Consider the following 22,799-nt stretch of genomic DNA (forward strand, 5'->3'; position numbering starts at 1 on the left):
CCTCCGATGGGCTCAGACGGGGCGTGGCGCATCGGGCCGCAGCCTACCCCGCCACGGTCGGGACGAAATCCGCGGGGGTGAGCGTGACCGGGGCGCCGGCGGGCACGTCCACACTCACCCCGGCACCGGCGAAGCACACCCGCCGGTTGCCCGCGCCGGCGGGAGCGGTGGCCCGTAGTCGCGCCCGGCTCAGCGCCACCCGGCCGTCGTCGTCGATCTCCCAGTCCACATCCACAACGGTGCCGCCGCGGGCGAGCAGGCCGCGTGCCTGACCCGGGCCGAGCGCGGCCGGCAGTGCCGGAAGCAGGTCGATCCGATCGCGGTGGCTCTGCAGCAGGGCCTCGGCCAGTGCGGCGGTGAAGCCGAGGTTGCCGTCGATCTGGAACGGCGGGTGGGCGGCGAGGTAGTTGGCGTACAACCCACCCGACTGGCCGCCGGCGTCGGCCTCCTTGCTGCGCAGCGCCAGGCGGATCAAGGACTCCACCCCCTCGGGCTGGCCGAGCCTGGCGCGCATCGCCATCTTCCAGGCCAGGGACCACCCGGTGGACTCATCCCCCCGGGCGTCCAGGCTCGCCGAGACCGCCCCGGCCAGGTCTCGATCGATCGGTCGGGTGCCCGGATAGCAGAACACCAGGTGGGAGATGTGCCGGTGCAGCGGCTCGGGGTAGGACACGTCCATCGCCCACTCCCCCACCAGGCCGTCGGTCCGGATCGGTGGTGCCGGCAGGCGCGGCAGCGCCCTACTACGAGCTGCCGCCACCACGTCGTCGTCGTTGATCCCGAGACGCTCGGCCAGGTCGGTCACGATGGTCAGGAGGTCACCGATCAGCGCGATGTCGCAGGTGGAGGAGATTCCGGCGCTGCCCTCGCGGCCGTCAGGCGTGCGGAACCTGTTCTCCGGCGAGGTGGACGGATAGGTGCCCAGGCCGCCGTCGGGCATCTCCTGCAGCCAGTGCAGGCAGAAGGCGGCGGCCTCCCGGCCCACCTCGAAAGCGCGGCGGGCGAATCCGTCGTCGGCCCCGAAGGCCACCTGCTCCCACAGGTGCCGAACCAGCCAGGGGCCTGCCATCGGCCAGAACGCCCAGGCCGGATCGTGCTCGCCGTGACCGACCGGCAAGGTGTAACCCCAGATGTCGCTGTTGTGATGGGCCACCCAGCCGGGGGCGCCGTAGAGGTCGGCTGCGGTCCGCCGGCCCCGATCGGCCAGCGCCTCCACGAGGTCGAACAACGGCTCGGCCGCTCGAGCAGGTTCGCCGGACCGGCCATCCAGTAGTTCATCTGCAGGTTGATGTTGGTGGTGTAGTTCGAACTCCACGGGGGCCGTAGGTCGGCGTTCCAGATTCCCTGCAGGTTCGCCGGTGTCCCCCCGGGCCGGGAGGAGCAGACGAGCAGGTACCGGCCGTAGTTGAACACCAGTGCCACCAGCGCGGGGTCCCGCTCGAACTCGGGCAGGCCCGTGGCATTGACCGCCGCAAGGCGTTCGTCGCTGGGCGCACTCGAACCGTGAGCGAACCTCACCTCGGCCCGCCCGTACAACTCCTGGTGGTCGGCTCGTTGCCTGGCCCCGAGTTCGGCTGTGTTGTGCGCCTCAGCCGCGTCCAGCGTGGCTACCGCACTTGTGATCGCCTGCGGGAGGTCCCGGCGTGGCGCGCGACCCAAGCCGCGGAACCCGGTGCCGGTGCTGACCAGCGCGGTGACCTCGCGCGCTCCGCGCACTCCGGTCCCACCCTGGATGGGCATCTGGAGGCCGTCGTGCCGGACGCGTAGGGCCACCGCGACCGGTTGGCTGTCCGCGCCGTAGTGCACCGGCTCCTCGGAACCTGCACCCGGGGCGCGGAATGTGTCGTCGTGCGGGGGGTGTACCTCCGTGGGCAGGGTGAGGGCGAGTACCGAATCGGCTCCGCCCGGAGTTCCGACGAGGCCACCGCGCAACTGGGAGGTCATGGCGAGGTCGACGTCGAGGCCGGCGGGGTCCTCGGTGGTGACGGTCCACACGAGGACCTGATCGGGCGCGCTGACGAACGTGGTGGCGGTGATCAGGTGAGCCCCACGGCGGTAACTGGTGCGGTGGGTCGCGGTGGTCAGGTCGAGCCTGCGCTCGTAGGCGGTTACGGCGCCGGGGCTGCCGGTGCGGTCGGTGGTGGCGGCTGGGTTGCCAGGGGCCGAGGACTGCTCACCTACCCTGGCCGGCCCGATCGTGATGTCAAGGTCTGCCAAGGGCATGAAGGCGCCCGAACTGCGGTGCTGCTGCAGCGCGCGCAAGGCGCCCTCGGCGCCGGACCAGTCGCCGTCCCTGATCGCCCCCCGGGCTCGGGCCAGGGCACGCGCGGAGACCTGCGGATCGGGCCGGTCATCGGTGAACTCACGTTCGGGCCCACCAGACCAGGCGGTGCCGTCGTTGAGCCGGAGGCGTTCGTGCCAGGGGTCCCCGTAGACCATCGCTCCGATACGGCCGTTTCCCAACGGGAGCGCCTGCAACCAATCGGAGGCGGGCGTCGTGAAGCGGAGTTCATGCGACGTCGGCCTCGGGTCTTGGTTCCGAACCACGTGGTCAGGCCAGGTCGATGTTCGCCGGATCCGGCCCCATGCGCAGTTCGGCAACGATGGAGTCGGCGAAGCGTTCGATGGCGCCGGACTCCAGGGAGCAGAACAGGTTCGGCTCCACCAGTTCCAGTTCCATCAGCAGCGAGGCCCCGCCGTGGGTGGGGATCAGGTCGACTCGCGCGTACGGCAGCGGACGCGAGGAGATGGACCGGCCCGGAATGCGTGCGCGGGCGAAGGCCAGCACTTCCTGACCCGCCTGGATCTCCTCCCGGCTGGCGCGGTAGGGCTCCATCTCCTCCTGCAGGTAGCGCCCGGCCTCGGCTCGTTCGGCGCCCTCCAGGATCGTGCCCTTGCGGGCGGCGTGGGAGTAGGTGCCGTGGAAGAAGACCAGGGCGATCTCGCCGAGCACATCGACCTCGGGCACGTAGCGCTGCACCATCACCGAGCGGCCGTCGGCCAGCAGCCGGGAGGCGTGCTCGATGGCCGCGCGTCGATCGTCGGCCAGCACGCGGTACCGGGCGGTGTCCATTGATCCGGCGCTGATGGCCGGCTTGATGACGAACTCCTCCCGAGCGGGAAAGCGATTGTGCAGATCGCGCTTGGTGAATTCGCGCTCCGGTTCCAGCCATCGGGTGTCGACCACCGGCAGGCCGTGGTCGGCCAGCGGCTGCAGATAGTGTTTGTCGGTGTTCCATCGCAACACGTTCGGCGGGTTCAGCAACCTCGGCACGGACTGGGCCCAGGCCACGAAGTCGTCGCGGTGGGCTGCGTAGTCCCAGGCCGAGCGCACCAACACCAGGTCGTAGGTGGACCAGTCCACGCCCGGGTCGTTCCAGACGGCGGCCTCGGCGTGCACATCGCGATCGGCCAGCGCGGGCACGAGCGGTCGATCCTCCTCGTGCAAACGGGGCAGGTCGGCGCAGGTGACGAGGGCAACTCGGGATTCAGGCACGCCCCTACCGTACCGATCGCGCACCGCGAACGCCCACGGTCACCGCCGCGGCCCCAAGATGCGCGATTCCTCCGGTGATGCCACCATCGGTTCCACCACCGGCCCATCAGGCGCCGGTCCGTCGATCGAACAAGGAGTCCCCATGGGTTTCATTGCATTCCTGCTGCTCGGTCTTATTGCTGGCGCGATCGCTCGTGCGATCCTCAAGGACCGTATCGCCGGCGGCTGGCTCGCCAGCCTGTTAATGCGTGATCGGCGCGATGCTCGGTGGTTGGATCGGCACAGCCACAGGCTTGGGCGATGTGGATGAGTTCTTCTCCATCTCCTCCTGGCTGCTGGCCATCCTCGGCTCGGTGATCGTCTTGGTGATCTGGGGCGCGATCAGCGGCCGGAGCAAGTCCACACGCTGACCTTCCTGCGGCGAGTTCGGCGCGAACCTGACCGGATCAGCGGAACAGAGCACCCAGGTAGATCTCCGTTGGTGTACACCCGTAGTGGTACCGGTCCGCGTTTCGCGTCGGCTCGCCGCACTCACGGCACGGTTGGCTGTGGTCACCGGTGCGGTGTTCGGTCGCCCTGACCCTCTCGGTGCTCTTCTCCTTGATGGGCATTGGTCACACTCCTGTCGACCTCGATCTGTTGAAGTGCACGGTAAACCGAAGGCCTTTTGATGAGTTGTGGCAAACGTGTGGACCCTGGCCGCGGCCCGAACTTTGATGCCAGACGTTGATGCCACAAGGGCGTCCGTCAACCAGTCGAGGAGCAGGATGCCCGAAGAGTCCGAGCGGTTGAGCGCGCAGGGTTGGGTCAGGCTGACCAGGTCGCACGATTGCGCCCGACTCGCCCTCGGCGGCGAGATCGACGCCGGCGACATCACCACGCTCAATGACGCGGTCGAGGAGGCGCTCGGCTACGGCTTGCCGGTCGACGTCGACACTCAGGACGTGTTGTTCATGGACTCCATGACCATCGCCGCCATTTCCCGGCTCTCCGGAGCCGGCACCCGGGTGCGCTTCCTCAACCCGCCGGGACTTGTGCGCTTCCTGCTGGACGTGACGCACATCGGTGCGGAGGTTGAGATCGTCGACGACTCCCCGGCCTCCCGGTCAGGACGTCATGGTCGGCACGTCGGCGAAGGAGTACGGGGGCCACGGACCTAGGAACCGGACCTGCGCTGCCGGTTGCTCGTCACGGATCTTTGCCAGCGCACTACCGATCGCTTGAGTCCGCTCGGCCGGCGCCAGCACCGAGAATGCGGCAACCGGCACCTCCCCCGGTTCGGCACGACTGGCGCGGTTCTCCACCAGGTCATCGGCGAGGGCGGCAAGCCGGCGCCGGTAATCGGGGTACAACTCGTCGGCGAGAGCATCAGCCAGGTCCCTGGCGTGATGCTCCAGACGTTTGCGTAACAACCGCTGCACCCCGGCTGGTCTGCCGTCGATCTCCGCGCGCATCACCTCGGTCTCCGGGTGCCCCTGCGCCACGGTGGCGGCGTCCAGAGAGATCTCGATGCGCAACTCGATCCGGCCACGTAGTTGTGCCAGACGAGCGGCGAGGTCATCGGCGTTCTCATGCAACCAGCGCTGCAGCCGCTGCTCGGCCGGGTCCTCCTCGCTGTGTGCCACGATGACGTTGAAACTCACCGGCAACACGGCACCGGTGGCTTCGGCGAGCCGTTCCGCGACATCGCTGTGACTCAACACCCACCGGCGCACGTCGTCGTCATCGTCACCTTGGTACGGGCCATCCCGGTGCTCATGGACGACGGCGGCGACGCCCCCCGGTGCGGTGATCACCCTGAGTGGGTGGTCATCGATTCCCGTCCCCAGTTGGTGTTCCTCGGCCGGGGTACTGATCGCGTACACATACAGGTCTGCGCTCATCGGTGGTCCGGACCTGCCTCTTCAGCCCATCGGTCCGGGTTGATCAGTTTGTCCACCACCTCATCGACGACGTCATCCAGACCACGGCGCAGGTCCGCCACGGATCCGGTCAGGCCGTGCTCGTCTTTGAGTTCGGCCATCGCCTCGTCCAACTCCATCAGCGCCTCGCCCAGCCGGTTCTGTTCCTCCTCGGTCAGATCACCGCCTTCGATCCGCCGGATGGCCTGGGTTTCCAGTGCCTCCTGAATGATCTCCACCAAGGTGACCACCAGCGTGAGGACGCCGTTCTTGAGGCTCTTCTCGTCGACCTTCAGCGTCATCGGTCCGCTCCCGCCGCTACCTGTTCGGGCTGGTTCCGGCGCAGTAGTTGCAGGATCAGGCCCGCCCACCGTTCGTTGTCATCGACGGCCAGGTGGACGTTCCCGGAATCAGTACGCACGAGCAGGATCGTATCCAGCAGCGGGGTGTCCCCGGAGCGCAGGGTCACCGACCTGATCTCGCTCGGGCGCAGCCGCACCGCGGGACGGGAGTCCAGGGCGCCCTTCCAGGTCAGGCCGCTCTCGGCGTCGAGTTTTCCGGTGCCGCCGCGCCACAGGGGCTTACCCGCACTACCTTCGCGGAACCACATCCGCCCCTCGGCCAGAGGTTGTGCTTCCTCGGGTCGCGGCGCGGGATCCGAGGAAGGGCTGCTGTGGTGGCGCACCAGGTCGTGCAAACGCTCCGGCTCCGAGGCGGACAGGATGTGCGTACCGCCCCCGGCGGTGCTCACATGGAGGCGGGCACGTTCCTCTCCGCCGATGCTCCGCTCGGTCCGTGTCTCGACCCGCTCGATGTCAACGAGGGGGGTCTGCCAGAGAATCTCCTGGGGATCGCGCCGGTAGGCCACCAGCCGGTGGGTGGTGAGGTAGATGGTGCCCGGACGCCATGATCCGTGCTCGGTCTGGGCCAGATAGCCACCTGCCATCCGGGCGACGACGTCCTCATCGGTGGCCAACGGCAGGTGCCGGGATACCGACGCGCGCACCCAGGCACGAGTTCGCTCGTCCCAGTTGCGCATCATCCCATACTCCAACATCGTTTCCAGACCCGCGATCGTGGCGCGCAGATTGATACCGATCAGGGGAACGTCGGCGACGGCGATGATCAGGTCCAGGTTGAGATAGACCCCCTTGTTCAGCAGCACTTCGAGCAGGTCCGGCAACGTGACCGCCGGGTCGCGGGTGGGTTGCATCGCCTCCGTGACCTCCGCTGCGCTCCCCACGGCAGTGCCTGGAGGACCGCTAGCCTGCTCAGTCATCTGAGTCGGTGACCTCCGCCGGCTGGTCCTTCCCTGCCAACGCCTGGGCACTCTGCCAACCGCACCAGGGACAACTCTGCTCCAGCAACTGGTCTACCGGGGAGTGTTTGCCGCACTCCGGGCAGGACTCCTTGGTCTCGATGGCTTCTCGCCAGGCGACCGTGTCGGTATCGGTCCCGGCGGGGAACTCCAGCCCGTACTTCGCGGCGGTTTCGAACGAGGCCAGGGCGGCGCGGATCCGAATGCCGAGCAACTCCACCCCGGCCACCGAGACCATGATGTCGGCGTTGAGGACCAACCCCTTGTCCAGCAGCGTCTCCACGACGTGTACCAGCGTGCCTTCCCGGGAGCGCTGCGGCTGGATCGCGTCACCTGGTCCACTAGTCATCGCGCCACCTCCTGCAACCGCCTCGCCTCACTCTCCCCGCGCCCGTCCGCGCTGATAGCGCCGGGTGCGACGGTAGGACTGCAGTTCACCATCACCGGAAAGGAACACCTCGTACTCGGCGAGAACGTCGGTGGTGCTGGGGATTCGTTCATTCTCCAGCACCTCCACAGTGACCAGCCAGCCATCATCGGACCGCTCGACGCCGACCACCCCTTCGATTCCGCGGCCGGTCAACTCACCGAGTTGGCTCATCGCCTCCCGAGCAGCCCCGCCGGCCGAGAGGCCACGGCTCGGTGACCCGGTTTGTTCCTCGTCCTGCTCGTCGGGTTCTTCGGGTTCTGCGCGCACGTTGGGCTCAGCCTGGTCCTCTACCTCAGCCGGCGCCTCGGGCTCGGCTTCCTCCTCGGGCTCGGGCTCTTCCTCGGGCTCGGCTTCCTCCTCGGGCTCGGCTTCCTCCTCGGGCTCGGGCTCTTCCTCGGGCTCGGCTTCCTCCTCGGGCTCGGGCTCTTCCTCGGGCTCGGCTTCCTCCTCGGGCTCGGGCTCTTCCTCGGGCTCGGGCTCTTCCTCGGGCTCGGCTTCCTCCTCGGGCTCAGCCTGCTCCTGGGCTTCCTCCTCGGGAGCCTGGTCAGCGTCGTCCTTCTTGGTACGCCTGCTGGTGGAGCGGGAACGGCTGCTGCCGGACTTGCTGCTGCTCGCCTTCGACCCAGCACTCCTGCCGCTGCCGGTGCTGCCCGACTTACTCCGCGTGCCGCCCGACTTACTCCGCGTGCTGCCCGACTTACTGGCGGAACTGCCCGACTTACTGCCGGTACTGCCCGACTTGGCCTTGGAGCTCCGGGACTGGCTGCGTCCACTGCTGCCCTTGGCACGTTGGGACGAACCGGATTTGCTCCCCGAACTGCGAGCCCGTCCCTTGCTCGCGGTCTCCGTGCTCTCCTCGGTTTCCTTAGCCATCTCAACCTTCCTTGTCGGGACGTCGGCGGGACTGGATGAGCCGGGCCACCAGTTCCTGCTCCATCGCGTCCGCCTGCTCGTCGTCGATCTCGCCAGACTCCCTGGCGCGGGCAACCTCATCGAGTTGCCGTCGGATCGAGGCGGGGTCGTAGTGCTGCCGCTCGGCTTGCTCGAGCACGCGCTCAGCCACCCAGACGGTACCGCGAAGCGGTGCCAGAGGGAGGCTCAGAACGTTCCAGAGCAGGCTCATCGGGCCTCACCCGCGAAGTCGTAGGGCGCCTGGGGCCCGACCAGGCGGAACGTCACCCGATCGTGCATCGTTGCTGCCACCTGCTCAAGAGAGTCTTCGAGAGTCGACCGGGCCTCATGGGCCACCAGGAGCGCGACATCCAGCACATCCTCGGCTTGGCTGGTCTCTCGCATGCGCAGATCTCGTGCCAGCGGACGGATAGTCTCCAAGATGCGGCCGGCGTCCTGCTTGGCCTTCTCCTGCATCTGACCGACGATGAGTTCCCCGAGGCGGATGCGCTCGTAGTACGTCGCCTCGGAGGAGTCGCCGCGGGTGGCGTCCCGCAGCCGGGATATCTCCGGGTTCTCGGCGACCACCTCGTTCAGGATGCTCGCCTCCACATATCGGGCACGCAGGGTGAACTGGGTGGCACCCTCGACCTGCTTCAGACCCAGCAGGTACTCCTGCTGGCGGGCGGGATCCTGGATCTCCTCCAGTGCCTCCAGTTCCGGCACGAGCGTCCCGAAGGCCATGGGCAGGACCGGCACGTCCATCGCAATGGCGTCCAGCACACTGGCGTGCGCACGCAGGTCTGCCGGCCGACCGAAGTCCTCGGCATCGTCGAGATCCGAGACCACCGCGGCGATCGCACCCAACTCGAGCGTACGAACCCCGCTTCCGTCCACCCCAGTGAGTTCCTCGGGGATGCGGGCGGCCGCGGTCGTGATGCCGTAGACGTAGAGTTCGCTCGTGGGAGCCTGCCCAGGGGTCACGACTCGGCTTCTTCCTCCTCGGCCTCTTCCTCTTCGTCATCGTCGCCCATGAGGGCATCCTTGGCGCCGGAGATCGCGCCACTGACCTTGCCCTCGGAGGCGCTTTCAGTACTGTCTCCGAACAACTCCGGCAGGTCTCGTCCACCCTTGGCCTCAAGGTCGAGACGATTGGTGGCCTCCGCGAAGCGCAAGTAGGTGTCCACGCTTGCGATGACGATCCGAGCATCAATGGTCAGGACCTCGATACCCACGAGGGAGACCCGGACGTAGGCGTCGATGACCAGACCCTTGTCCAGGATGATCTCAACGACGTCGGCCAGGGAACTGGGAGAGGGACGTTCGATGTAACTTCCGTGGCGCCTCGTCGCAGTAGCAGTACTCATCGTGACCTCGCCTTCCTTCGTGTCCGGGGACGCTCCTCGGACTGCTCTTCTTCCTCGGAGGCTTCGCCCTCATCCTCGGGCTCGTCCTCATCCTCTTCGACCGGCTCCTCCTCGACGGCTTCACCCTCATCCTCGGGCTCGTCCTCATCCTCCTCGACGGCTTCACCCTCATCCTCGGGCTCGTCCTCATCCTCCTCGACCGGCTCCTCCTCGGCCTCGGCCTCGGCCTCAGCGGGAGCCTCGTCGTCGGGAGCGTCCTCCTCGGAGGAGTCTTCGGGTTCTTCTTCGGCCTGCTCTTCCTCGGCCTGCTCTTCTTCGACGACCTCGTCGTGGGTACGCACGATTTCCTCGTCCCGGATCTCCCCGCGCCAACCCTCGACGCTGTCCGGATCCAGGATCACCTCGGTCATCACGTGCCGGACGAAGTGCTTGAGTTCCAGCCGAAGCCGCCGGCCCACCGCCCGCCAGATGTTGCCGGTCTTCTCGAAGAAGCCTTGGGGGTGATACTCGACGACGATAACCATCCGGGTGAGTCGGTCACCCAACGGATGGAACGACACCGCCCCGTCCAGATGGCCCTTCTCTCCCGTTGAGCGCCACACAATGTGATCGTCGGGGACCTGCTGAACGATCGTGGCCTCCCAACTGCGATGGGACCAGAAGACCTGGCCCTTCATCTCAGCGGTGCCGTCGTCCTCATTAAACTTGGCATGCTCGGCCTTCTTCATGAAGTCCGGCCAACTGTCGTACGTCGTCCAGGCGTTGTAGACCACGCTCAGCGGCATTCCCACATCGATGGTCTCCACGAAGTTGGCGAATCTCATCTTTCCGCTGCCTCGCTACCACCGCCGCCACCGAAGACGTCCTTCGCCTTCTCCTTCACGCCGGTGGTCGCTGCTGACAGCGCAGCCTTGGCCGGAGACTCGCCTTCGGCGAGTTCCTCGGCGCCCTCTTTAGCCGCCTCACCTGCCGCTCCGCCACCGTTCGACGCCTGCTCGGCGACGTCATTGAGTTTGTCGACGCCGCGCTGCACGAGGTTCTCGCCCCAGCCGCTCACGTACTCACCGAGGCTGCTCTTGAGTTTGTCCAGCCCCAACTGGTCCATCAAAGAGCCCGATTCGGATGATTCCTTGGCCATGGATCGCTCCTTCTTGTCTCGGGTCGACCTCAGGACGAGGACCGGCTGCTGCTCTTGGACCGGGTGCCGCCGCCACTGCCGCGACTACCGCTCCCCGAGGACTTCGTGCTGCGGGAAGAGGAGGAACTCCTGCTGCCACCGGACGAGCCCTTCGACCCGCCGGATGAACTCTTCGAACCGCCTGAGGATCTCTTCGAACCTCCAGAGGAACGCTTCGTCCCGCCCGAGGAACTCTTCGAACCACCGGAGGAACTCTTGGCGCTGCTGGAGGACTTACTGCTTGAGCGCGGGGAACTCTTGGTACTGCTGGAGGTCTTCTTCCGGGTGCTGCTCGCTGCGCGCTTCGGCTTCTCCTCAGCGGAGGCTTCCTCCTCAGCAGGCTCCTCCTCGGACTCCTCCTCAGCGGAGGCTTCCTCCTCAGCAGGCTCCTCCTCGGACTCCTCCTCAGCGGAGGCTTCCTCCTCAGCAGACTCCTCCTCGGGCTCCTCCTGGTCCGACTCGTCCTCACTTTCCTCCGACTCCGAAGACCCTGGTCGCATCTCCGCGGTCCGGTCCTGAAGCGTGGTGTTCAGCGAGTCGACGCCCTTGGCAGCGACGGCAACCGCTGCACCCTTGGCGGCCTCGAGCAGCGGGCCGGTGACGCGTTCACCCAGTTCCTTGATCTCCGGCGGCAATTCGAACTCGCCGTCCGAATCGGAAACTTCCTCGCCGCGTAGGTGCCAGCCGTCGCGAGGGCCACCAAGCCCTTCTTACGGCGTCCCAGCAAGTAGCCCCCGACCAATAATGCTGCCAATTTCCATGTGTCCATCTCGGACCCCAGTCTGTGTGTCGGTACTTCGGGATTCGTGGCCCCGTGGGCCAGATGACCATCGGTGCGGTCTCGTAGCACGAGAGTCGCACAGCTCTCACCTGACTTGGCTCACCGGTCTGGGTTGTGCGGAGTGGCGAGGCTGTGACCTGGGCTAATGCGGTTCGCGAGGGTCGAAAGGGTGCACTAATTCGGGGGTTCTAGAGTGTGCCGATGGGCTACATCCGCACCGTCAAGACCGCCTCGGGGGCCCGGGCGGTCCAGATCGTGCACTCCAAGCGGGGCGGATCGAAGGACATCGAGCATATCGGCTCGGCCCATACCGATACTGACTACGAGATGCTCCTGGCCGCCGCTCGCCAGCGCCTGGCAGCCGGGCAGGGGGAGTTGAACCTGGGCCTGGATGATGCCACCAGCGCCGGGCCGTTGCCGATCACCTCCACCCGTACTGAGCACCTGATCGGGGCCTTGCAGCGCATCTATACCGATCTGGGCTTGGCCCAAGCCGCTGGGGATGATCAGGTGTTCTGGCTGTTGGTGCTGGCGCGATTGATCGAGCCGACCAGTAAGTTGGACTCCTTGCGGGTGATCGCCGAGGCTGGGTTGAGCCCACCGTCGTACTCCACCCTCAAGCGTCGTCTTGGCGGCTATGCCGAACCGGGCTTTCGCCAGGGTCTGGCGGCGGCCTGCGCCGCCCGGGCGGATCTGGGGCCTTCGGCCCTGGTGCTCTATGACGTCAGCACGTTGTTATGCCGATGTCGGCATAACAAGGTTTATGCCGACCTTCTGGTTATGCCGATGTTTGGGGTATCGGCCCAGGTCAGGGCCTTGTCGGTGGCCTGAAAGGTCGGCATAACGACACGCTGATCCTCCAAGGTGTTCGTGTGCTCGGAGGTGGTCGTCGTGTTGCCGGTGATGCCCGTTGTGGCTCGTGGTCCGCTGGAGGGGGTGGTGATGGAGCAGTTGGCGGCCTGGTTGGCAGCGGAGCGGTACTCACGAACGATGGTCCCGCAAGTTCTCGGCGTGGCTCGCGGGTTGAGCGCCTGGATGGACGATCACGATGTGTCGCTGGCAGCGCTGAGCCTTGATGTGCTTGAGGCGTTCCAGGCCAAGTATGCCCCCGGTGTCCCGGGACATGTGATCGTCAAGGTGAGGTCCCCGGCCGTGCGCCGGTTCCTCGTCGAGTGTGGGTACCTGCCCGGTGAGGAGTTGGTACGTAAGCGAGTTCGTGGCCCGAGCGCGAGGGAGGCGCCGCCGTTGGGGTCAGCCGCTGTGGGCGAGTTGGATGCGTGGGGCCGTTGGCAGCGCGAGGCTCGCGGGATCAGCCAGGCATGTATCCATCATCGTCGGGGCTGGGTTGGCGCACTGGTCGACTCACTGCCCGTTGCCGATGAAGTGATCAACTGGAGCGCGTGTGACGTCACGGTCGTGAACGCGTTCATCGTCGACCGTGCGGAAGGCCTCGCGTCGGCTTCGCGTGCCGCGATCGTGGATGCGATGCGGTCGCTGCTGCGGTGGGCGCTGGCGACCGGTCGAATCGAGCGCGACCTGACTGGCGGGATCCTGCGTGCCCGGGCCACACGGGCCATGCTGCCCCGGGGATTGTCGCCCGGGCAGGTCGAAGGTCTGCTGAGCGCGTGCGACCTGGACACGATTGTCGGCCTTCGAGACCGGGCGGTGATCACCACACTGTGGCGGCTCGGGCTACGCGCCGGAGAGGCCGCGACCCTGGGACTCGACGACGTCGATTGGGCCGTCGGACGGGTCAGCGTGATCGGCAAAGGACCGCGGCGGTTGACGCTGCCAGTACCGGTCGATGTCGGCCAGGCGCTGATCGCCTGGCTGCAAGCGCGCCCTGACGCACTGGATCGGGCACTGTTCGTGCGGGTCCGGCCACCGATCCGCGCGTTGAGCAGCGCCGGGATCTCCGACATCGTCAAGCACCGCGCCGAAGCGGCAGGGCTCGGAGTGGTGCATGCGCACCGGCTGCGGCACACCGCAGCGATGAACGTCATCGCAACCGGTGGAAGCCTGATCGAGGCTCAAGAGCTCCTCGGCCACTCCAACGCCGCCAGCACAAGCGTGTACGCCCGGGTCGACCTGGCCTCGCTACGGACACTGACCGTGCCGTTCGGGCAGGTGCCACGATGAGCAGCGATCCGTCCACTCTGTGCCTTCACGACGAGCTCGACACCTACCTTGCTCAGCGTCGCGGGCTGGGGTTCCAGCTCAAGACCAGCGAGTACCTGCTGCGACAGTTCCTCAACTGGCTCCAAGAGCGCGGCAAGAGCGAGACGTTCACGATCGAGGACGCCGTGCAGTGGGCCCGTGAACCTGCTGATGCTGCGCCCGTGTGGTGGTCACAACGGTTGACTGCGGTGCGCCCGTTCGCGGCCTGGCTGAACGCGCGCGGAGCCGACGTCCCGCGAATCCCGCCAGGGCTACTCCCGGCCAGGACGACCAGGCCGGCACCGTTCATCTACTCCCAGGCCGACCTGGACCACCTGCTGACGGCGTGCCCGCTGTTCTTCCCCGACGTGCGGGTGGCGACGACGATGTCCACGATCATCGGCCTGCTCGCTGCCACCGGGCTGCGCATCGGGGAGGCTCTCCGGTTGAGAGTCAACGACCTCGAGGTGGCCGAGAACCTGTTGCAGGTTCATGGCACCAAGACCCCGCTGGACCGGCTCATCCCGCTGCACCCGTCAACGACAGCAGCGCTGGTCGAGTACTTGAGCATGCCCGAGCGCCTGGCCACCGGTCCGTCACCGACCGGGCCGATCTTCGTCAACAACCGTGGCAGCGGCTTCGTCCTCGAAACGATCGAGCAGCACTTTGGTGCTCTGGTCGACGCCCTCGAGCTGGTCCCGACCGGACAGCGCCGTCCTCGCCTGCACGACCTCCGCCACACCTTCGCCACCGGGCACATGATCGCCGCGTACACCCACAGCACCAACCCCGCCCGAACCCTCGGGCTGCTCTCAACCTGGCTCGGGCACACCGGCCCGGAACACACCTACTGGTACCTCAGCGCCGTCCCGGACCTGCTCGCCGCCGCAGCCGGACGCCTCGAGGCGACCAGCCCGAAAGGAGACCTGTCATGAACGCCCTGGCCATCGAGCTGCAAACGTACTTCACCACCTTCGCCCACGCCCAACGGAACCTGTCCGGGCACACCATCAGCACCTACCGGGACACCTGGCGGATGCTCATCACCTTCCTCGCCGCCAGGACTGGCACCAGAATCGAGCGCATCGACATCGGTGACATCGACGCCGAGAACGTCACCGCGTTCCTTGACTACCTCGAGGATGAGCGCGGCAACAGCACTGCCACCCGCAACACCCGCCTGTCCGGGATCCGGGCCGTGCTCGCCCACGCCCTACCCCTCACCTCGAGCACGCTGGCACGATCACCCGCGTGCTGGCGATCCCACCCAAACGCCATCCCAAACCGATGCTCGAGTTCCTCACTCCCGCAGAGTCCGACGCCCTGATCGCCGCGCCCGACCGCACCCGGTGGACCGGCCGGCGCGACCATGCCCTGCTGGTCCTGGCGATCCAAACCGGGCTACGCATCAGCGAACTGACCTCGCTGACCTACGCCGACATCAGGCTCGGTGTCGGCGCGAATGTCACCTGCACCGGCAAGGGCCGGCGCACCCGATCGACGCCGCTGACCTCGACCACCGTCGCGGTCATGACCGGCTACCTCGCCGAACGGCGCGCCCGCCCCGGTGAGGCGCTCTTCTGTGGACCCCGCGGCCAGCACCTCTCACCCGATGCCCTCGAACACCGCCTCAAGATCCACGTCGCGACAGCAGCCGCCGAGTGCGTCAGCATCGCGGACAAGCACGTCACGATGCACACCCTGCGGCACACCGCCGCGATGACCCTGCTCACCCACGGCGTCGACATCTCCGTGATCGCTCTCTGGCTCGGACACCAACACACCCAGTCCACCGACGCCTACCTGCACGCCGACATGGCCATCAAGCAAGCCGCGATCGACCGCACCCGCCCGCCGAACACCGACCCCGGCACCTACCAGCCCGAACCCGACATCCTCGCCTGGCTCGCGACCCTATGAATATGCCGACCTTTCAGGCCACCGACAAGGCCCTGACCTGGGCCGATACCCCAAACATCGGCATAACCAGAAGGTCGGCATAAACGCTTTACTTCGAGGCCGATGAAGCCGACGGGTTTCGCGAACCAGGCTATTCCAAGGAGCGTCGCATAGACCCGCAAATCCTCATCGGACTACTCACCGATGCCAGCGGGTTCCCGCTGATGGTCAACTCCTTCAAGGGCAACGAGGGTGAGACCAAAACAATCCTGCCGGTGCTCGAGGCGTTCAAGGTCGCACACGAGTTATCCGATGTCACGGTCGTGGCCGATGCGGGCATGCTCAGCCACGACAACCGCAAAGCCATCGACGCAGCAGGCCTGTCCTACATCATCGGCCAGCGCATCCCCGAGATCCCCTACGTGATCGCCAAGTGGATGGAGAACCACCCCGACCAGGGGCCTGAGGATGGGCAGGTCTTCACCGCCAAAACCTTCTCCGGTCCGGCCGGAGCGCGCCGGGAAGGGCGCATCTACTACCAGTACCGCGCCAGGCGGGCCCGGCGGACGCTGCGCGGGATCGATGAGCAGGTCGCGAAAGCTGAACGGGCCGCGGCCGGGCGGGCTCAGGTCAAGCGGAACCGGTTCTTGACCCTCATCGATGAGGATCGCTACGTCAACCGGGAACTGGAGGCCAAGGCCCGCGCCCTGGCAGGCTATAAGGGCTACGTCACCAACCTGCTACCCGAGCGCGCCAGCGCGGAGTTCATCATTAGTGCCTACCATCGGCTCTGGCACATCGAGAAGTCCTTCCGGATGTCCAAACACGACCTGCCCGCCCGCCCGATATACCACCGGCTGCACGACTCGATCGAGGCGCACCTGACCGTGGTCTTCGCCGCCCTGGCCGTCGCACGTCGCCTGGAACACCTCACCGGCTGGTCACTGAAGAAGTTCATCACCACCGCCCGGCGCTACAAGACCGTCACCATCCGCGCAGGCGGCCAGGACATAACCGCCGCTGACCCCCTCCCCGAGGACCTCGCCGCCGCGCTCAAGGCGGTCCATCAAGGGGCACACTAAATTGAGCCAAGTCAGGTTTCCATGTGTCCATCTCGGACCCCAGTCTGTGTGTCGGTACTTCGGGATTCGTGGCCCCGTGGGCCAGATGACCATCGGTGCGGTCTCGTAGCACGAGAGTCGCACAGCTCTCACCATCGCGCATGTGGAAGGCGAAGCGCGTGGGAACTGCGGCACGAGAGGTGCTCACCGGCCTGAGGCAGTACCCGCGAAGAGGGGCCCGCTGGAACTCATCCGGCTGGGTTCGGTAACGTAACGAAGTACGCCCCCCGGGACTCGAACCCGGAACCCAGTGATTAAGAGTCACTTGCTCTGCCAATTGAGCTAGAGGCGCGCGTAAGTAGCGGGTAGTGATGCTAGCAGCAGCCGGACCGGTGCGGCGAACCCGAACGGCTGCTCGTGACCAGTCCCACACCCCTGCCCACGCCAGCCACCGCGCGTAGGCTGGCGAGATCGAGATCCCTGACGCAAGGAGCCTTTTGTGAATCGCCTCTCCCCCGGAGACGAAGCCCCCGACTTCACCCTGACCGCAGCCGATGGCTCGTCCTGGTCGCTGGCCGACCATCTCGCCGAGGCGACGAACGGCGTCATCGTCTACTTCTACCCTGCTGCCGGTACCCCCGGGTGCACCAAGCAGGCGTGCGACTTCCGGGACAACCTCGCGAGCCTGACCTCCCACGGTTACGCCGTCGTCGGGGTCTCCCCCGACTCAGAGGAGGCGCTCGCCGGATTCGTGGAGAAGGAGTCGCTGACGTTCCCCCTGCTCAGTGACCCCGAGCACGCCACCCTGGAGGTCTACGGTGCCTGGGGTGAGAAGAAGAACTACGGCCGCACCTACACCGGTGTGATCCGCTCCACCGTGGTGATCGCCCCGGAGGGCTCGGTGGCCCTGGCCCAGTACAACGTCAAAGCCAGCGGGCACGTCGCCAAGTTGCGCCGGGACCTCGGTATCGACTGAGGCCGTGGCGGACGTAGGCTTGTCCGCGAGCGCGAGTGGCGTAATTGGCAGCCGCGCAGGATTTAGGTTCCTGTGCCTTCGGGCGTGTGGGTTCGAGTCCCACCTCGCGCACCCGTCGCCCCGAGCCCGCCGTGGCGGGCGTGCCGGGCCAGCAGTAGGAAACCCGTGGCTGCGGCAAGGAGCGGGACCAGCGCCAGCACCGGCAGTGTCTGCGGCGACCACAGGTCGACCGCCGCACTGCCCGCTGCCGCGCCGAGGGCGATGCCCAGATTCATCGCGATCGGCATCAGGGATCCCGCCGTGGCCCGGTGCCGGCTGCCGGCCATGCTCATCACCCTGCCCTGCACCGCCGGGCCCACCCCGCCCAGCACCACGCCCCACATTGCGACCAGAACCACGTCCAGCACGGCGTGGCGGCCGAGGCCGACCAAGCCCCACACGCCGGCAGCCATCGCCAGTGAGACCACCACGGGCACGATCGTCGGGTAACGGTCACCGGTCAGACCCACCAGCACCAGGCCGCCGACCCCGACCGCGCCGAAGACCACGAGCAACAGCGGCGTCGGAACCGCACTGGGCGCCAGCACCTCAGCCACGAAGGTGAAGACCATGAAGTGCGCGGACAGCACGAGTCCGCCGAGCCCGGCGGTGGCCAGCACCGGCCACAACCGCACCGGCGCGGCCGTGCGCTGTATGCCGGTCACGACGACGGCGGTGTGCACACGATGCCGGGGCAGTACCACACCCACCGCCACGGCCGCTGCCAGCGCCGCAACCGCGAGGACGAGGAACGGCACCCGCCACCCGACGACCTGGGCGATGGCGTTACCGGCCGGGATCGCAACGACAGTACCCATGGTGCCGCCGAACAGCACGATCGCCGCTGCCCGGGCGATGTGGCGTTGCGGCACGATAGCGGCCGCGTGGGCGTTGATCAGCGACCAGAGCAGACCGGTGGCGCCCGCAGCGACCAGCCGTGAGGCCATTGCGGTGCCGTACGTATCGGCCGAGGCCGTCACCACCGTTGCGAGCGCCACCACCACCAGCGCCGCCGCGATCACCCTGGGACGCTCGAGCCGCGCGGTCAGGCGCGCCAGCGGCAGGCTCGCCACCACCACCGTGGCAGCCCAGGCCGAGACCAGCAGGCCCGCTTGCGCCAGGGAGACACCAAGCCCGTCGGCCATGTCCGGAAGCACCGCGGCCGGCATCATCTCGGCGCTGACGACGACGAAGGTCGTCAGTGTCATGGTGACCAAGGCCAGCCACGGAAGCCGATCGTCACTCCGGCGGTCGTCCGCACGGGTACCACGCCTACGTCGCCGCGCTCGGAGGTCTCCTCGGTTCGGGCGTCCATGATCTCTCGGTTCATGCGCCCGATGCTAAAGTTTGACATTAATGTCAATGTCAAGGCGTGAGGGGTTTGTCGATGCGAATCGGGGAACTGGCCCGGCGCACGGGAGTGGCCCCCCGGCTGCTGCGCTACTACGAACAGCAGGGCCTGATCAGTGCCGAGCGGGCCGATAACGGCTACCGCACCTACCGCGATGCGGATGTGGCGAAGGTAGAACGGGTGGCCGGCCTCATCCGAGCCGGCCTACCCACCCGGCTCGTCCGGGCGATCCTGGACCTGGAGGCGCTGCCGTGCGAGGAGCTGGTGGCAACCTGCAGCCGGGACGTCGCGGAGAAACTGGCACGGGAACTAGCCGAGATCGAGGGCAGGATCGACTGCCTGTCCAGGAGTCGGGACACGATCCGGGGATTCCTCGGGCAGACCCGGTACGCCGTCCTCACCGAAGCCTGAGGGACTGTCCCGGCCCTCGGCGCTACCCGTTCGGTCCAGCGGTTTCAGTCCCGCTGGTTTGCGACCGGCTCCGTGCGTCGCTCCGTGGGATCGGTCGCCGCACTGAACGCCTGCCCCTTGCGGGTGATGATCAGGTAGCCACCACGCACCAGCAGCGGGATACCGAACACCGCGATCATGGCGTAGGCCATCGCGGTATAACCCACCGCGATCAGGTCGATGATGCCCACCTGGGCCAGGAGGAGCGCCAGCACCAGGGTGCCGACGGCGATGAAGCCGCCGGTACGGCGGTTCATCGGCCGGCGTTTGGCGTCCACCAGGTTCTGGTCCACTCGGGCGACCAGGGCGTAGATCATGCCCGTTGCGGTCTCGATCAGCGTCCAACCCACCACGATCCCGAACAGCACGACCACCCAGACCGCCTCCGGTCCCAGCATCACCAGCCAGGGCACGGTGGCATCGAAGACCTCCGCACTGGGGTAGAAGCCCATCAGGGCCATATAGGTGAGGAACCACGGCAGGGTCATGAACAATCCGGCCACGACTCCGGAGACCAGGGCGTGCCGCAGCCGGGTCTGCCGGCGGGCGGTGAACAGTGCGGCCGGGTAGACGGCGAGGTTGTATCCGACATAGAGGACTCCCGCCCACAGCACCGCCATCCACGAGATGTCCGGGTGCAGGGAGTGATCCACGGTGCGGAAGGTCTCGACAACCTGATCCCAGTTGCGGTTGATCACCAGGATCGCGAACATGATGTATCCCAGGTACAGCGCGGTGGTGCCCACGCTCTTGGTCTTCTCGATCAGGCCCTCGCCGTAGTAGATCAGCAGCCAGACCACCACGATCATGAAGATCACGCCGACCCAGTAATTGAACCCCATGGTCTGCTGCACGATCTCACCGGTGGCCGCAGCCATGATCGCGATGATCAGGATCGCGAGCATGATGTAGACGATGTCGAAGAGCCAGTACAGCGGCCCGATCAGGACGCGCAACAGCCGCCGGTAGTCGAACACCTGGAAGCGGCGCGCGATCTCGAACATCAGGAACGCCATCAGCCCGAAGCCGATGATGATCGCCACGCCGGCGATCCAACCCATGGCGCCGTAGGTCGCGCCGAACTCCACGATCTCCCGGCCGGTGGCATAACCACCGCCGATGAGCACCGACTGCAGGATCACCCCGGGCAGGATCAATCGCCCGTACCGACCCCCGAAGAACTTGCTGACCGTGGACTCTGCTGCGGGTGCGGACTCGGTCATAGTGCCACCTCCTCCTCGAGATCGAACCAGGTTATCGATGAACGCCGTCCGATGCCATGACCGGGCACCTGAGGCAGCAACACCCGGATTGGTAGTCTGCCGAGCGGTTCGCCGACGGGCGCAGGCACGTCCCGTTCACGTACGTCCCAAAACGGCGCCGGGCGCCGGAGGTCGAGAGGTTCACCATGAGCACCCCACGGTCGACAGCGCCCAGGGGTAGCGCCGCGCCGGTGCTGCGCGACGCGTTGATCGTGGCGTCGGGCGGGTCACTCGGAACTCCCGCGCGCTACGCCATCGACGCACTGCTCGGTAGCCCGGCCGGCTTCCCGGTGGCAACCCTGGCGGTCAACCTCACCGGTGCCTTCCTGCTGGGTGTGCTCGTGCAGCGGCTTGCCATGAGCTCTCACCTCGGCCGCACCCGCCGGCGACTGCACCTGCTGCTCGGCGCCGGGCTCCTCGGCGGCTACACCACCTACAGCCTGCTCGCCACTGACATCGCCCAGTTCCTGGTAGCGCAGCGCTACGCCGAGGCGATCGGATACGGCGGCGCCACCCTCCTGCTCGGTCTCGGGGCGAGCTGGGCCGGTCTACGGGTCGCAGACCCGCGGGCAGGGCGGCGATGAGTGGGCTCGGCACGGCCCTCGTCGTCGCGCTCGCCGGCGGGGTGGGTTCGGCGCTGCGATTCCTCGCCGATCGCGCCGTGCCCACCCGCGCGCGGGACCGGTATCCCTGGGGCACGATGATCGTCAACCTCACAGGTTCGCTGGCGCTCGGTGTGCTCACCGGGATGCTGCTCGACCACACGTGGGCCCCGGTACTCACCGTCGGCCTGTTGGGCGGCTACACCACGTTCAGCACGGCGAGTCTGGAGTGCCTGGAACTTCTCCGGCAGGAACGCCGCGCCGCGGCGCTGCTCCACGGCCCGGGCATGATCGTGGCCTGCACCGCCGTGGCGATCGGCGGAATCCTGCTGACCGCCACATGAGCGCGGCGGGCCCGAACGTGTTCTCGCCCGCGGACGGACCTGATCCCGACCTCGGGGCTACGCGGGCCGTCGGCCATCGGCTCGGGGCGGCCTCCCCGCCCCTCGAACGGCCGAGGAGCCTCAGTGCAGCACCACCGGCACCCGGGCCCAGCCGCCCACCGGAGGGATCTCGCGCACGGCCGGTTCATGGGCGTCCAGTTCGATCCAGGTGGTCTCCTGGAGCAGGACCTCGGTGAGCACCCGCAGTTCCATCAACGTCAGCCCGCGAGCGGGGCACACGTGCGGGCCGATCCCGAACACCAGGTTCGCCTCGGCGTGACCAGCCGGGTCGTACTCATCGGGGTCATCGAACACACGCGGATCCCGGTTCGCGGCGGTCCAGTTCAAGAGCACCTGGGTGTCCGCGTCCAGGGTGGTTCCACCCACCTGCACCTGTCTGGTGAGGCGTCGGCGGTTGGAGACGAACGGGTCATCGATGCGCAGGATCTCGTTAAGCGCGTCCTCGAACTCGGCCGGGGATGCGGTACTCAACTGCTCGCGCAGCCAACGCTGGATCTCGGAGTGGCAGGCCAGGTAGTGCACGATCACGCCCGCCGAGGTGGCCAGCGAGCCCAAGTCTCCGGCGGTGAAGTTGCGCAGGATGGAGACGACCTCGGCGTCGGTCAACGTACGTCCATCCACCTGCTCACGCATCAGCGCGCCGGTCACGTCGGTAACCGGGCCGGTCCGGCGCTCCGCGAGCAGGGAGCGGATCATGTCGTCGAACTCCTCGGCGACCGCCGCGGTGCGGGCCCGCTCCCCCGATCTGGTCGCAGCGTGGTTCCTGGCCATCCAGGCCACCAGGTCCGCTTCCAACTCGCTGGGCCAGCCCAACCACGCCGACATGGTGCGCACCGCGTAGGGAACGCCGATGTCGGTGATGGTCCTGACCAGCTCGCCGCGGGGCAGGTCCCGCACGATCGCGGTGGCCGTCGCGCGGCACTGACCCTCCTGGTCGGCCACCTCCTCCGGGCCGAGGTAGGAGTCCACGATCGCCCGGTAGTGCGCATGTTCGGGACCGTCGAGCCCGTTGGGGATCACCCGTCGGGTGGAGACCGTGCTGGAGAACGTCGCAGGGTCGGTAGCCGCGGCGACGACGTCGGCGTGTCGCAGGAGCATCACGTTCCCGTCCGTGTGAGCCACCGGGCACTGCTCCCGCATCTCATCGAGGATGACCCGCTGGTCCGTCCACGTGTGCTCCGCGTCGATCTCGACCGGGTCTCCCACTCCTGCCTCCTGGCTCGATGGCGAATGTCTC

27 protein-coding genes, 2 tRNA genes and 3 pseudogenes are annotated in these 22,799 nt (G+C 67.2%); 14 read left to right on the forward strand and 18 right to left on the reverse strand.

Annotated features, from left to right (window positions below; translation table 11 throughout):
* Positions 1–43 precede the first annotated feature (43 nt).
* The 3 genes and pseudogenes from ACRRRO_RS00710 to ACRRRO_RS00720 form a co-directional block, all read right to left on the reverse strand.
* Positions 44–1,315 carry a glycosyl hydrolase family 95 catalytic domain-containing protein gene (locus ACRRRO_RS00710; RefSeq protein WP_434080904.1) on the reverse strand — a complete coding sequence of 424 codons (1,272 nt, stop codon included), beginning with the start codon at positions 1,313–1,315 and terminating at the stop codon, positions 44–46.
* Positions 1,300–2,547 (reverse strand): annotated as a pseudogene (locus ACRRRO_RS00715) (glycoside hydrolase N-terminal domain-containing protein); the annotation flags it as partial. The pseudogene ACRRRO_RS00715 and the gene ACRRRO_RS00710, both read right to left, overlap by 16 nt.
* Before the next feature lie 4 nt (positions 2,548–2,551).
* Complete coding sequence (locus tag ACRRRO_RS00720) at positions 2,552–3,496, reverse strand: ATP-grasp domain-containing protein (RefSeq protein WP_424798080.1); 945 nt, start codon at positions 3,494–3,496, stop codon at positions 2,552–2,554.
* 142 nt (positions 3,497–3,638) lie between these two features.
* Between ACRRRO_RS00720 and ACRRRO_RS00725 the strand changes: the two are divergent.
* Positions 3,639–3,906, forward strand: a pseudogene (locus ACRRRO_RS00725) (GlsB/YeaQ/YmgE family stress response membrane protein).
* Between the two features lie 357 nt (positions 3,907–4,263).
* The gene (locus tag ACRRRO_RS00730) at positions 4,264–4,656 is read left to right on the forward strand and encodes an STAS domain-containing protein (protein WP_424789207.1); all 393 of its coding nucleotides are present in this window, start codon (positions 4,264–4,266) and stop codon (positions 4,654–4,656) included.
* On the opposite strand, the gene ACRRRO_RS00735 is transcribed toward ACRRRO_RS00730, so the two are convergent.
* The 10 genes from ACRRRO_RS00735 to ACRRRO_RS00780 are packed head-to-tail and all read right to left on the reverse strand — an operon-like array spanning position 4,603 to position 10,541.
* Positions 4,603–5,379 (reverse strand): GvpL/GvpF family gas vesicle protein, encoded by a 777-nt coding sequence (locus ACRRRO_RS00735; RefSeq protein WP_424798081.1) that lies wholly within the window; start codon positions 5,377–5,379, stop codon positions 4,603–4,605. The genes ACRRRO_RS00730 and ACRRRO_RS00735 overlap by 54 nt on opposite strands.
* Positions 5,376–5,699: a gas vesicle protein K gene (locus ACRRRO_RS00740; protein WP_424789205.1), complete on the reverse strand. Its 324-nt coding sequence runs from the start codon at positions 5,697–5,699 to the stop codon at positions 5,376–5,378. The genes ACRRRO_RS00735 and ACRRRO_RS00740 overlap by 4 nt, the downstream gene beginning before the upstream one ends.
* Positions 5,696–6,610 (reverse strand): gas vesicle protein, encoded by a 915-nt coding sequence (locus ACRRRO_RS00745; protein ID WP_424798082.1) that lies wholly within the window; start codon positions 6,608–6,610, stop codon positions 5,696–5,698. The genes ACRRRO_RS00740 and ACRRRO_RS00745 overlap by 4 nt, the downstream gene beginning before the upstream one ends.
* A gap of 58 nt (positions 6,611–6,668) precedes the next feature.
* Positions 6,669–7,064, reverse strand: coding sequence for a gas vesicle protein (locus ACRRRO_RS00750; RefSeq protein WP_424798083.1), 396 nt, complete (start codon positions 7,062–7,064; stop codon positions 6,669–6,671).
* Between the two features lie 27 nt (positions 7,065–7,091).
* Positions 7,092–8,018 (reverse strand): gas vesicle protein GvpO, encoded by a 927-nt coding sequence (gene gvpO / locus ACRRRO_RS00755; protein ID WP_424798084.1) that lies wholly within the window; start codon positions 8,016–8,018, stop codon positions 7,092–7,094.
* A gap of 1 nt (position 8,019) precedes the next feature.
* Positions 8,020–8,268: a gas vesicle protein GvpG gene (locus ACRRRO_RS00760; RefSeq protein WP_424791690.1), complete on the reverse strand. Its 249-nt coding sequence runs from the start codon at positions 8,266–8,268 to the stop codon at positions 8,020–8,022.
* Positions 8,265–9,020: a GvpL/GvpF family gas vesicle protein gene (locus ACRRRO_RS00765; RefSeq protein ID WP_424798085.1), complete on the reverse strand. Its 756-nt coding sequence runs from the start codon at positions 9,018–9,020 to the stop codon at positions 8,265–8,267. Before ACRRRO_RS00765 ends, ACRRRO_RS00760 begins: the two co-directional genes overlap by 4 nt.
* Complete coding sequence (gene gvpJ, locus ACRRRO_RS00770) at positions 9,017–9,403, reverse strand: gas vesicle protein GvpJ (RefSeq protein ID WP_424789199.1); 387 nt, start codon at positions 9,401–9,403, stop codon at positions 9,017–9,019. The genes ACRRRO_RS00765 and gvpJ overlap by 4 nt, the downstream gene beginning before the upstream one ends.
* On the reverse strand, positions 9,400–10,227 hold the full coding sequence (locus tag ACRRRO_RS00775) for an SRPBCC family protein (RefSeq protein WP_434080905.1): 828 nt from the start codon (positions 10,225–10,227) through the stop codon (positions 9,400–9,402). The genes gvpJ and ACRRRO_RS00775 overlap by 4 nt, the downstream gene beginning before the upstream one ends.
* The gene (locus tag ACRRRO_RS00780; RefSeq protein WP_434080906.1) at positions 10,224–10,541 is read right to left on the reverse strand and encodes a hypothetical protein; all 318 of its coding nucleotides are present in this window, start codon (positions 10,539–10,541) and stop codon (positions 10,224–10,226) included. The genes ACRRRO_RS00775 and ACRRRO_RS00780 overlap by 4 nt, the downstream gene beginning before the upstream one ends.
* A gap of 105 nt (positions 10,542–10,646) precedes the next feature.
* Between ACRRRO_RS00780 and ACRRRO_RS00785 the strand changes: the two genes are divergently transcribed.
* From ACRRRO_RS00785 to ACRRRO_RS00815, 7 genes and pseudogenes are all read left to right on the forward strand, one after another.
* Positions 10,647–11,099: a hypothetical protein gene (locus ACRRRO_RS00785; RefSeq protein WP_434080907.1), complete on the forward strand. Its 453-nt coding sequence runs from the start codon at positions 10,647–10,649 to the stop codon at positions 11,097–11,099.
* Positions 11,100–11,562: 463 nt separating this feature from the next.
* A complete protein-coding gene (locus ACRRRO_RS00790) occupies positions 11,563–12,192 on the forward strand; it encodes a hypothetical protein (protein WP_424798088.1) in 630 nt (209 codons plus the stop codon).
* Positions 12,193–12,225: 33 nt separating this feature from the next.
* Entirely contained in the window at positions 12,226–13,500 is a 1,275-nt protein-coding gene (locus tag ACRRRO_RS00795; RefSeq protein WP_434080717.1) for a tyrosine-type recombinase/integrase, read from the forward strand.
* Complete coding sequence (locus ACRRRO_RS00800) at positions 13,497–14,453, forward strand: tyrosine-type recombinase/integrase (protein ID WP_424798259.1); 957 nt, start codon at positions 13,497–13,499, stop codon at positions 14,451–14,453. Before ACRRRO_RS00795 ends, ACRRRO_RS00800 begins: the two co-directional genes overlap by 4 nt.
* Positions 14,450–14,845, forward strand: coding sequence for a phage integrase SAM-like domain-containing protein (locus tag ACRRRO_RS00805; RefSeq protein ID WP_434080908.1), 396 nt, complete (start codon positions 14,450–14,452; stop codon positions 14,843–14,845). Before ACRRRO_RS00800 ends, ACRRRO_RS00805 begins: the two co-directional genes overlap by 4 nt.
* Positions 14,806–15,438 carry a tyrosine-type recombinase/integrase gene (locus ACRRRO_RS00810; protein ID WP_434080909.1) on the forward strand — a complete coding sequence of 211 codons (633 nt, stop codon included), beginning with the start codon at positions 14,806–14,808 and terminating at the stop codon, positions 15,436–15,438. Before ACRRRO_RS00805 ends, ACRRRO_RS00810 begins: the two co-directional genes overlap by 40 nt.
* An 83-nt stretch (positions 15,439–15,521) precedes the next feature.
* Positions 15,522–16,499, forward strand: a pseudogene (locus tag ACRRRO_RS00815) (IS1634 family transposase); the annotation flags it as partial.
* Between the two features lie 258 nt (positions 16,500–16,757).
* Here the strand turns inward: ACRRRO_RS00815 and ACRRRO_RS00820 are convergent.
* A tRNA-Lys gene (locus tag ACRRRO_RS00820) sits at positions 16,758–16,830 on the reverse strand.
* Positions 16,831–16,977: 147 nt separating this feature from the next.
* Here ACRRRO_RS00820 and bcp point away from each other — a divergent pair.
* A complete protein-coding gene (gene bcp, locus ACRRRO_RS00825; RefSeq protein ID WP_424797484.1) occupies positions 16,978–17,454 on the forward strand; it encodes a thioredoxin-dependent thiol peroxidase in 477 nt (158 codons plus the stop codon).
* 29 nt (positions 17,455–17,483) lie between these two features.
* A tRNA-Leu gene (locus ACRRRO_RS00830) sits at positions 17,484–17,565 on the forward strand.
* On the opposite strand, the gene ACRRRO_RS00835 is transcribed toward ACRRRO_RS00830, so the two are convergent.
* Together ACRRRO_RS00835 and ACRRRO_RS00840 are read right to left on the reverse strand one after the other, a co-directional pair.
* A complete protein-coding gene (locus ACRRRO_RS00835; protein ID WP_434081618.1) occupies positions 17,517–18,701 on the reverse strand; it encodes an MFS transporter in 1,185 nt (394 codons plus the stop codon). The genes ACRRRO_RS00830 and ACRRRO_RS00835 overlap by 49 nt on opposite strands.
* Positions 18,698–18,823: a hypothetical protein gene (locus tag ACRRRO_RS00840; protein ID WP_434080910.1), complete on the reverse strand. Its 126-nt coding sequence runs from the start codon at positions 18,821–18,823 to the stop codon at positions 18,698–18,700. The genes ACRRRO_RS00835 and ACRRRO_RS00840 overlap by 4 nt, the downstream gene beginning before the upstream one ends.
* A gap of 57 nt (positions 18,824–18,880) precedes the next feature.
* Between ACRRRO_RS00840 and ACRRRO_RS00845 the strand changes: the two genes are divergently transcribed.
* Complete coding sequence (locus ACRRRO_RS00845; protein ID WP_424797485.1) at positions 18,881–19,255, forward strand: MerR family transcriptional regulator; 375 nt, start codon at positions 18,881–18,883, stop codon at positions 19,253–19,255.
* A 44-nt stretch (positions 19,256–19,299) separates the two neighbouring features.
* On the opposite strand, the gene ACRRRO_RS00850 is transcribed toward ACRRRO_RS00845, so the two are convergent.
* Positions 19,300–20,517 (reverse strand): hypothetical protein, encoded by a 1,218-nt coding sequence (locus tag ACRRRO_RS00850; protein WP_424797486.1) that lies wholly within the window; start codon positions 20,515–20,517, stop codon positions 19,300–19,302.
* Between the two features lie 185 nt (positions 20,518–20,702).
* Here ACRRRO_RS00850 and ACRRRO_RS00855 point away from each other — a divergent pair, with 185 nt between their 5' ends.
* Both ACRRRO_RS00855 and ACRRRO_RS00860 read left to right on the forward strand, forming a co-directional pair.
* The gene (locus ACRRRO_RS00855; RefSeq protein ID WP_424797487.1) at positions 20,703–21,140 is read left to right on the forward strand and encodes a fluoride efflux transporter FluC; all 438 of its coding nucleotides are present in this window, start codon (positions 20,703–20,705) and stop codon (positions 21,138–21,140) included.
* Positions 21,137–21,502, forward strand: a complete 366-nt coding sequence (locus tag ACRRRO_RS00860; RefSeq protein WP_424797488.1) for a fluoride efflux transporter FluC — start codon at positions 21,137–21,139, stop codon at positions 21,500–21,502. Before ACRRRO_RS00855 ends, ACRRRO_RS00860 begins: the two co-directional genes overlap by 4 nt.
* Positions 21,503–21,622: 120 nt before the next feature.
* Here the strand turns inward: ACRRRO_RS00860 and ACRRRO_RS00865 are convergent, their stop codons facing one another.
* Positions 21,623–22,768 carry a cytochrome P450 gene (locus tag ACRRRO_RS00865; protein ID WP_424797489.1) on the reverse strand — a complete coding sequence of 382 codons (1,146 nt, stop codon included), beginning with the start codon at positions 22,766–22,768 and terminating at the stop codon, positions 21,623–21,625.
* Between the last annotated feature and the right edge of the window lie 31 nt (positions 22,769–22,799).

The organism is Sanguibacter sp. Z1732, assembly GCF_051020515.1.
GTDB lineage: Bacteria > Actinomycetota > Actinomycetes > Actinomycetales > Beutenbergiaceae > CALKWS01.

What these genes read in the sequence shown, in the direction of transcription:
- ACRRRO_RS00730 (WP_424789207.1), top strand. Translation starts at nt 4,264, where the DNA reads ATGCCCGAAGAGTCCGAGCGGTTGAGCGCGCAGGGTTGGGTCAGGCTG.
- ACRRRO_RS00735 (WP_424798081.1), bottom strand. Translation starts at nt 5,379, where the DNA reads ATGAGCGCAGACCTGTATGTGTACGCGATCAGTACCCCGGCCGAGGAA.
- ACRRRO_RS00740 (WP_424789205.1), bottom strand. Translation starts at nt 5,699, where the DNA reads ATGACGCTGAAGGTCGACGAGAAGAGCCTCAAGAACGGCGTCCTCACG.
- ACRRRO_RS00745 (WP_424798082.1), bottom strand. Translation starts at nt 6,610, where the DNA reads ATGCAACCCACCCGCGACCCGGCGGTCACGTTGCCGGACCTGCTCGAA.
- ACRRRO_RS00750 (WP_424798083.1), bottom strand. Translation starts at nt 7,064, where the DNA reads ATGACTAGTGGACCAGGTGACGCGATCCAGCCGCAGCGCTCCCGGGAA.
- gvpO (WP_424798084.1), bottom strand. Translation starts at nt 8,018, where the DNA reads ATGGCTAAGGAAACCGAGGAGAGCACGGAGACCGCGAGCAAGGGACGG.
- ACRRRO_RS00760 (WP_424791690.1), bottom strand. Translation starts at nt 8,268, where the DNA reads ATGAGCCTGCTCTGGAACGTTCTGAGCCTCCCTCTGGCACCGCTTCGC.
- gvpJ (WP_424789199.1), bottom strand. Translation starts at nt 9,403, where the DNA reads ATGAGTACTGCTACTGCGACGAGGCGCCACGGAAGTTACATCGAACGT.
- ACRRRO_RS00775 (WP_434080905.1), bottom strand. Translation starts at nt 10,227, where the DNA reads ATGAGATTCGCCAACTTCGTGGAGACCATCGATGTGGGAATGCCGCTG.
- ACRRRO_RS00780 (WP_434080906.1), bottom strand. Translation starts at nt 10,541, where the DNA reads ATGGCCAAGGAATCATCCGAATCGGGCTCTTTGATGGACCAGTTGGGG.
- ACRRRO_RS00790 (WP_424798088.1), top strand. Translation starts at nt 11,563, where the DNA reads ATGGGCTACATCCGCACCGTCAAGACCGCCTCGGGGGCCCGGGCGGTC.
- ACRRRO_RS00800 (WP_424798259.1), top strand. Translation starts at nt 13,497, where the DNA reads ATGAGCAGCGATCCGTCCACTCTGTGCCTTCACGACGAGCTCGACACC.
- ACRRRO_RS00805 (WP_434080908.1), top strand. Translation starts at nt 14,450, where the DNA reads ATGAACGCCCTGGCCATCGAGCTGCAAACGTACTTCACCACCTTCGCC.
- ACRRRO_RS00810 (WP_434080909.1), top strand. Translation starts at nt 14,806, where the DNA reads ATGCTCGAGTTCCTCACTCCCGCAGAGTCCGACGCCCTGATCGCCGCG.
- ACRRRO_RS00835 (WP_434081618.1), bottom strand. Translation starts at nt 18,701, where the DNA reads ATGACACTGACGACCTTCGTCGTCGTCAGCGCCGAGATGATGCCGGCC.
- ACRRRO_RS00840 (WP_434080910.1), bottom strand. Translation starts at nt 18,823, where the DNA reads ATGAACCGAGAGATCATGGACGCCCGAACCGAGGAGACCTCCGAGCGC.
- ACRRRO_RS00845 (WP_424797485.1), top strand. Translation starts at nt 18,881, where the DNA reads ATGCGAATCGGGGAACTGGCCCGGCGCACGGGAGTGGCCCCCCGGCTG.
- ACRRRO_RS00850 (WP_424797486.1), bottom strand. Translation starts at nt 20,517, where the DNA reads ATGACCGAGTCCGCACCCGCAGCAGAGTCCACGGTCAGCAAGTTCTTC.
- ACRRRO_RS00855 (WP_424797487.1), top strand. Translation starts at nt 20,703, where the DNA reads ATGAGCACCCCACGGTCGACAGCGCCCAGGGGTAGCGCCGCGCCGGTG.
- ACRRRO_RS00860 (WP_424797488.1), top strand. Translation starts at nt 21,137, where the DNA reads ATGAGTGGGCTCGGCACGGCCCTCGTCGTCGCGCTCGCCGGCGGGGTG.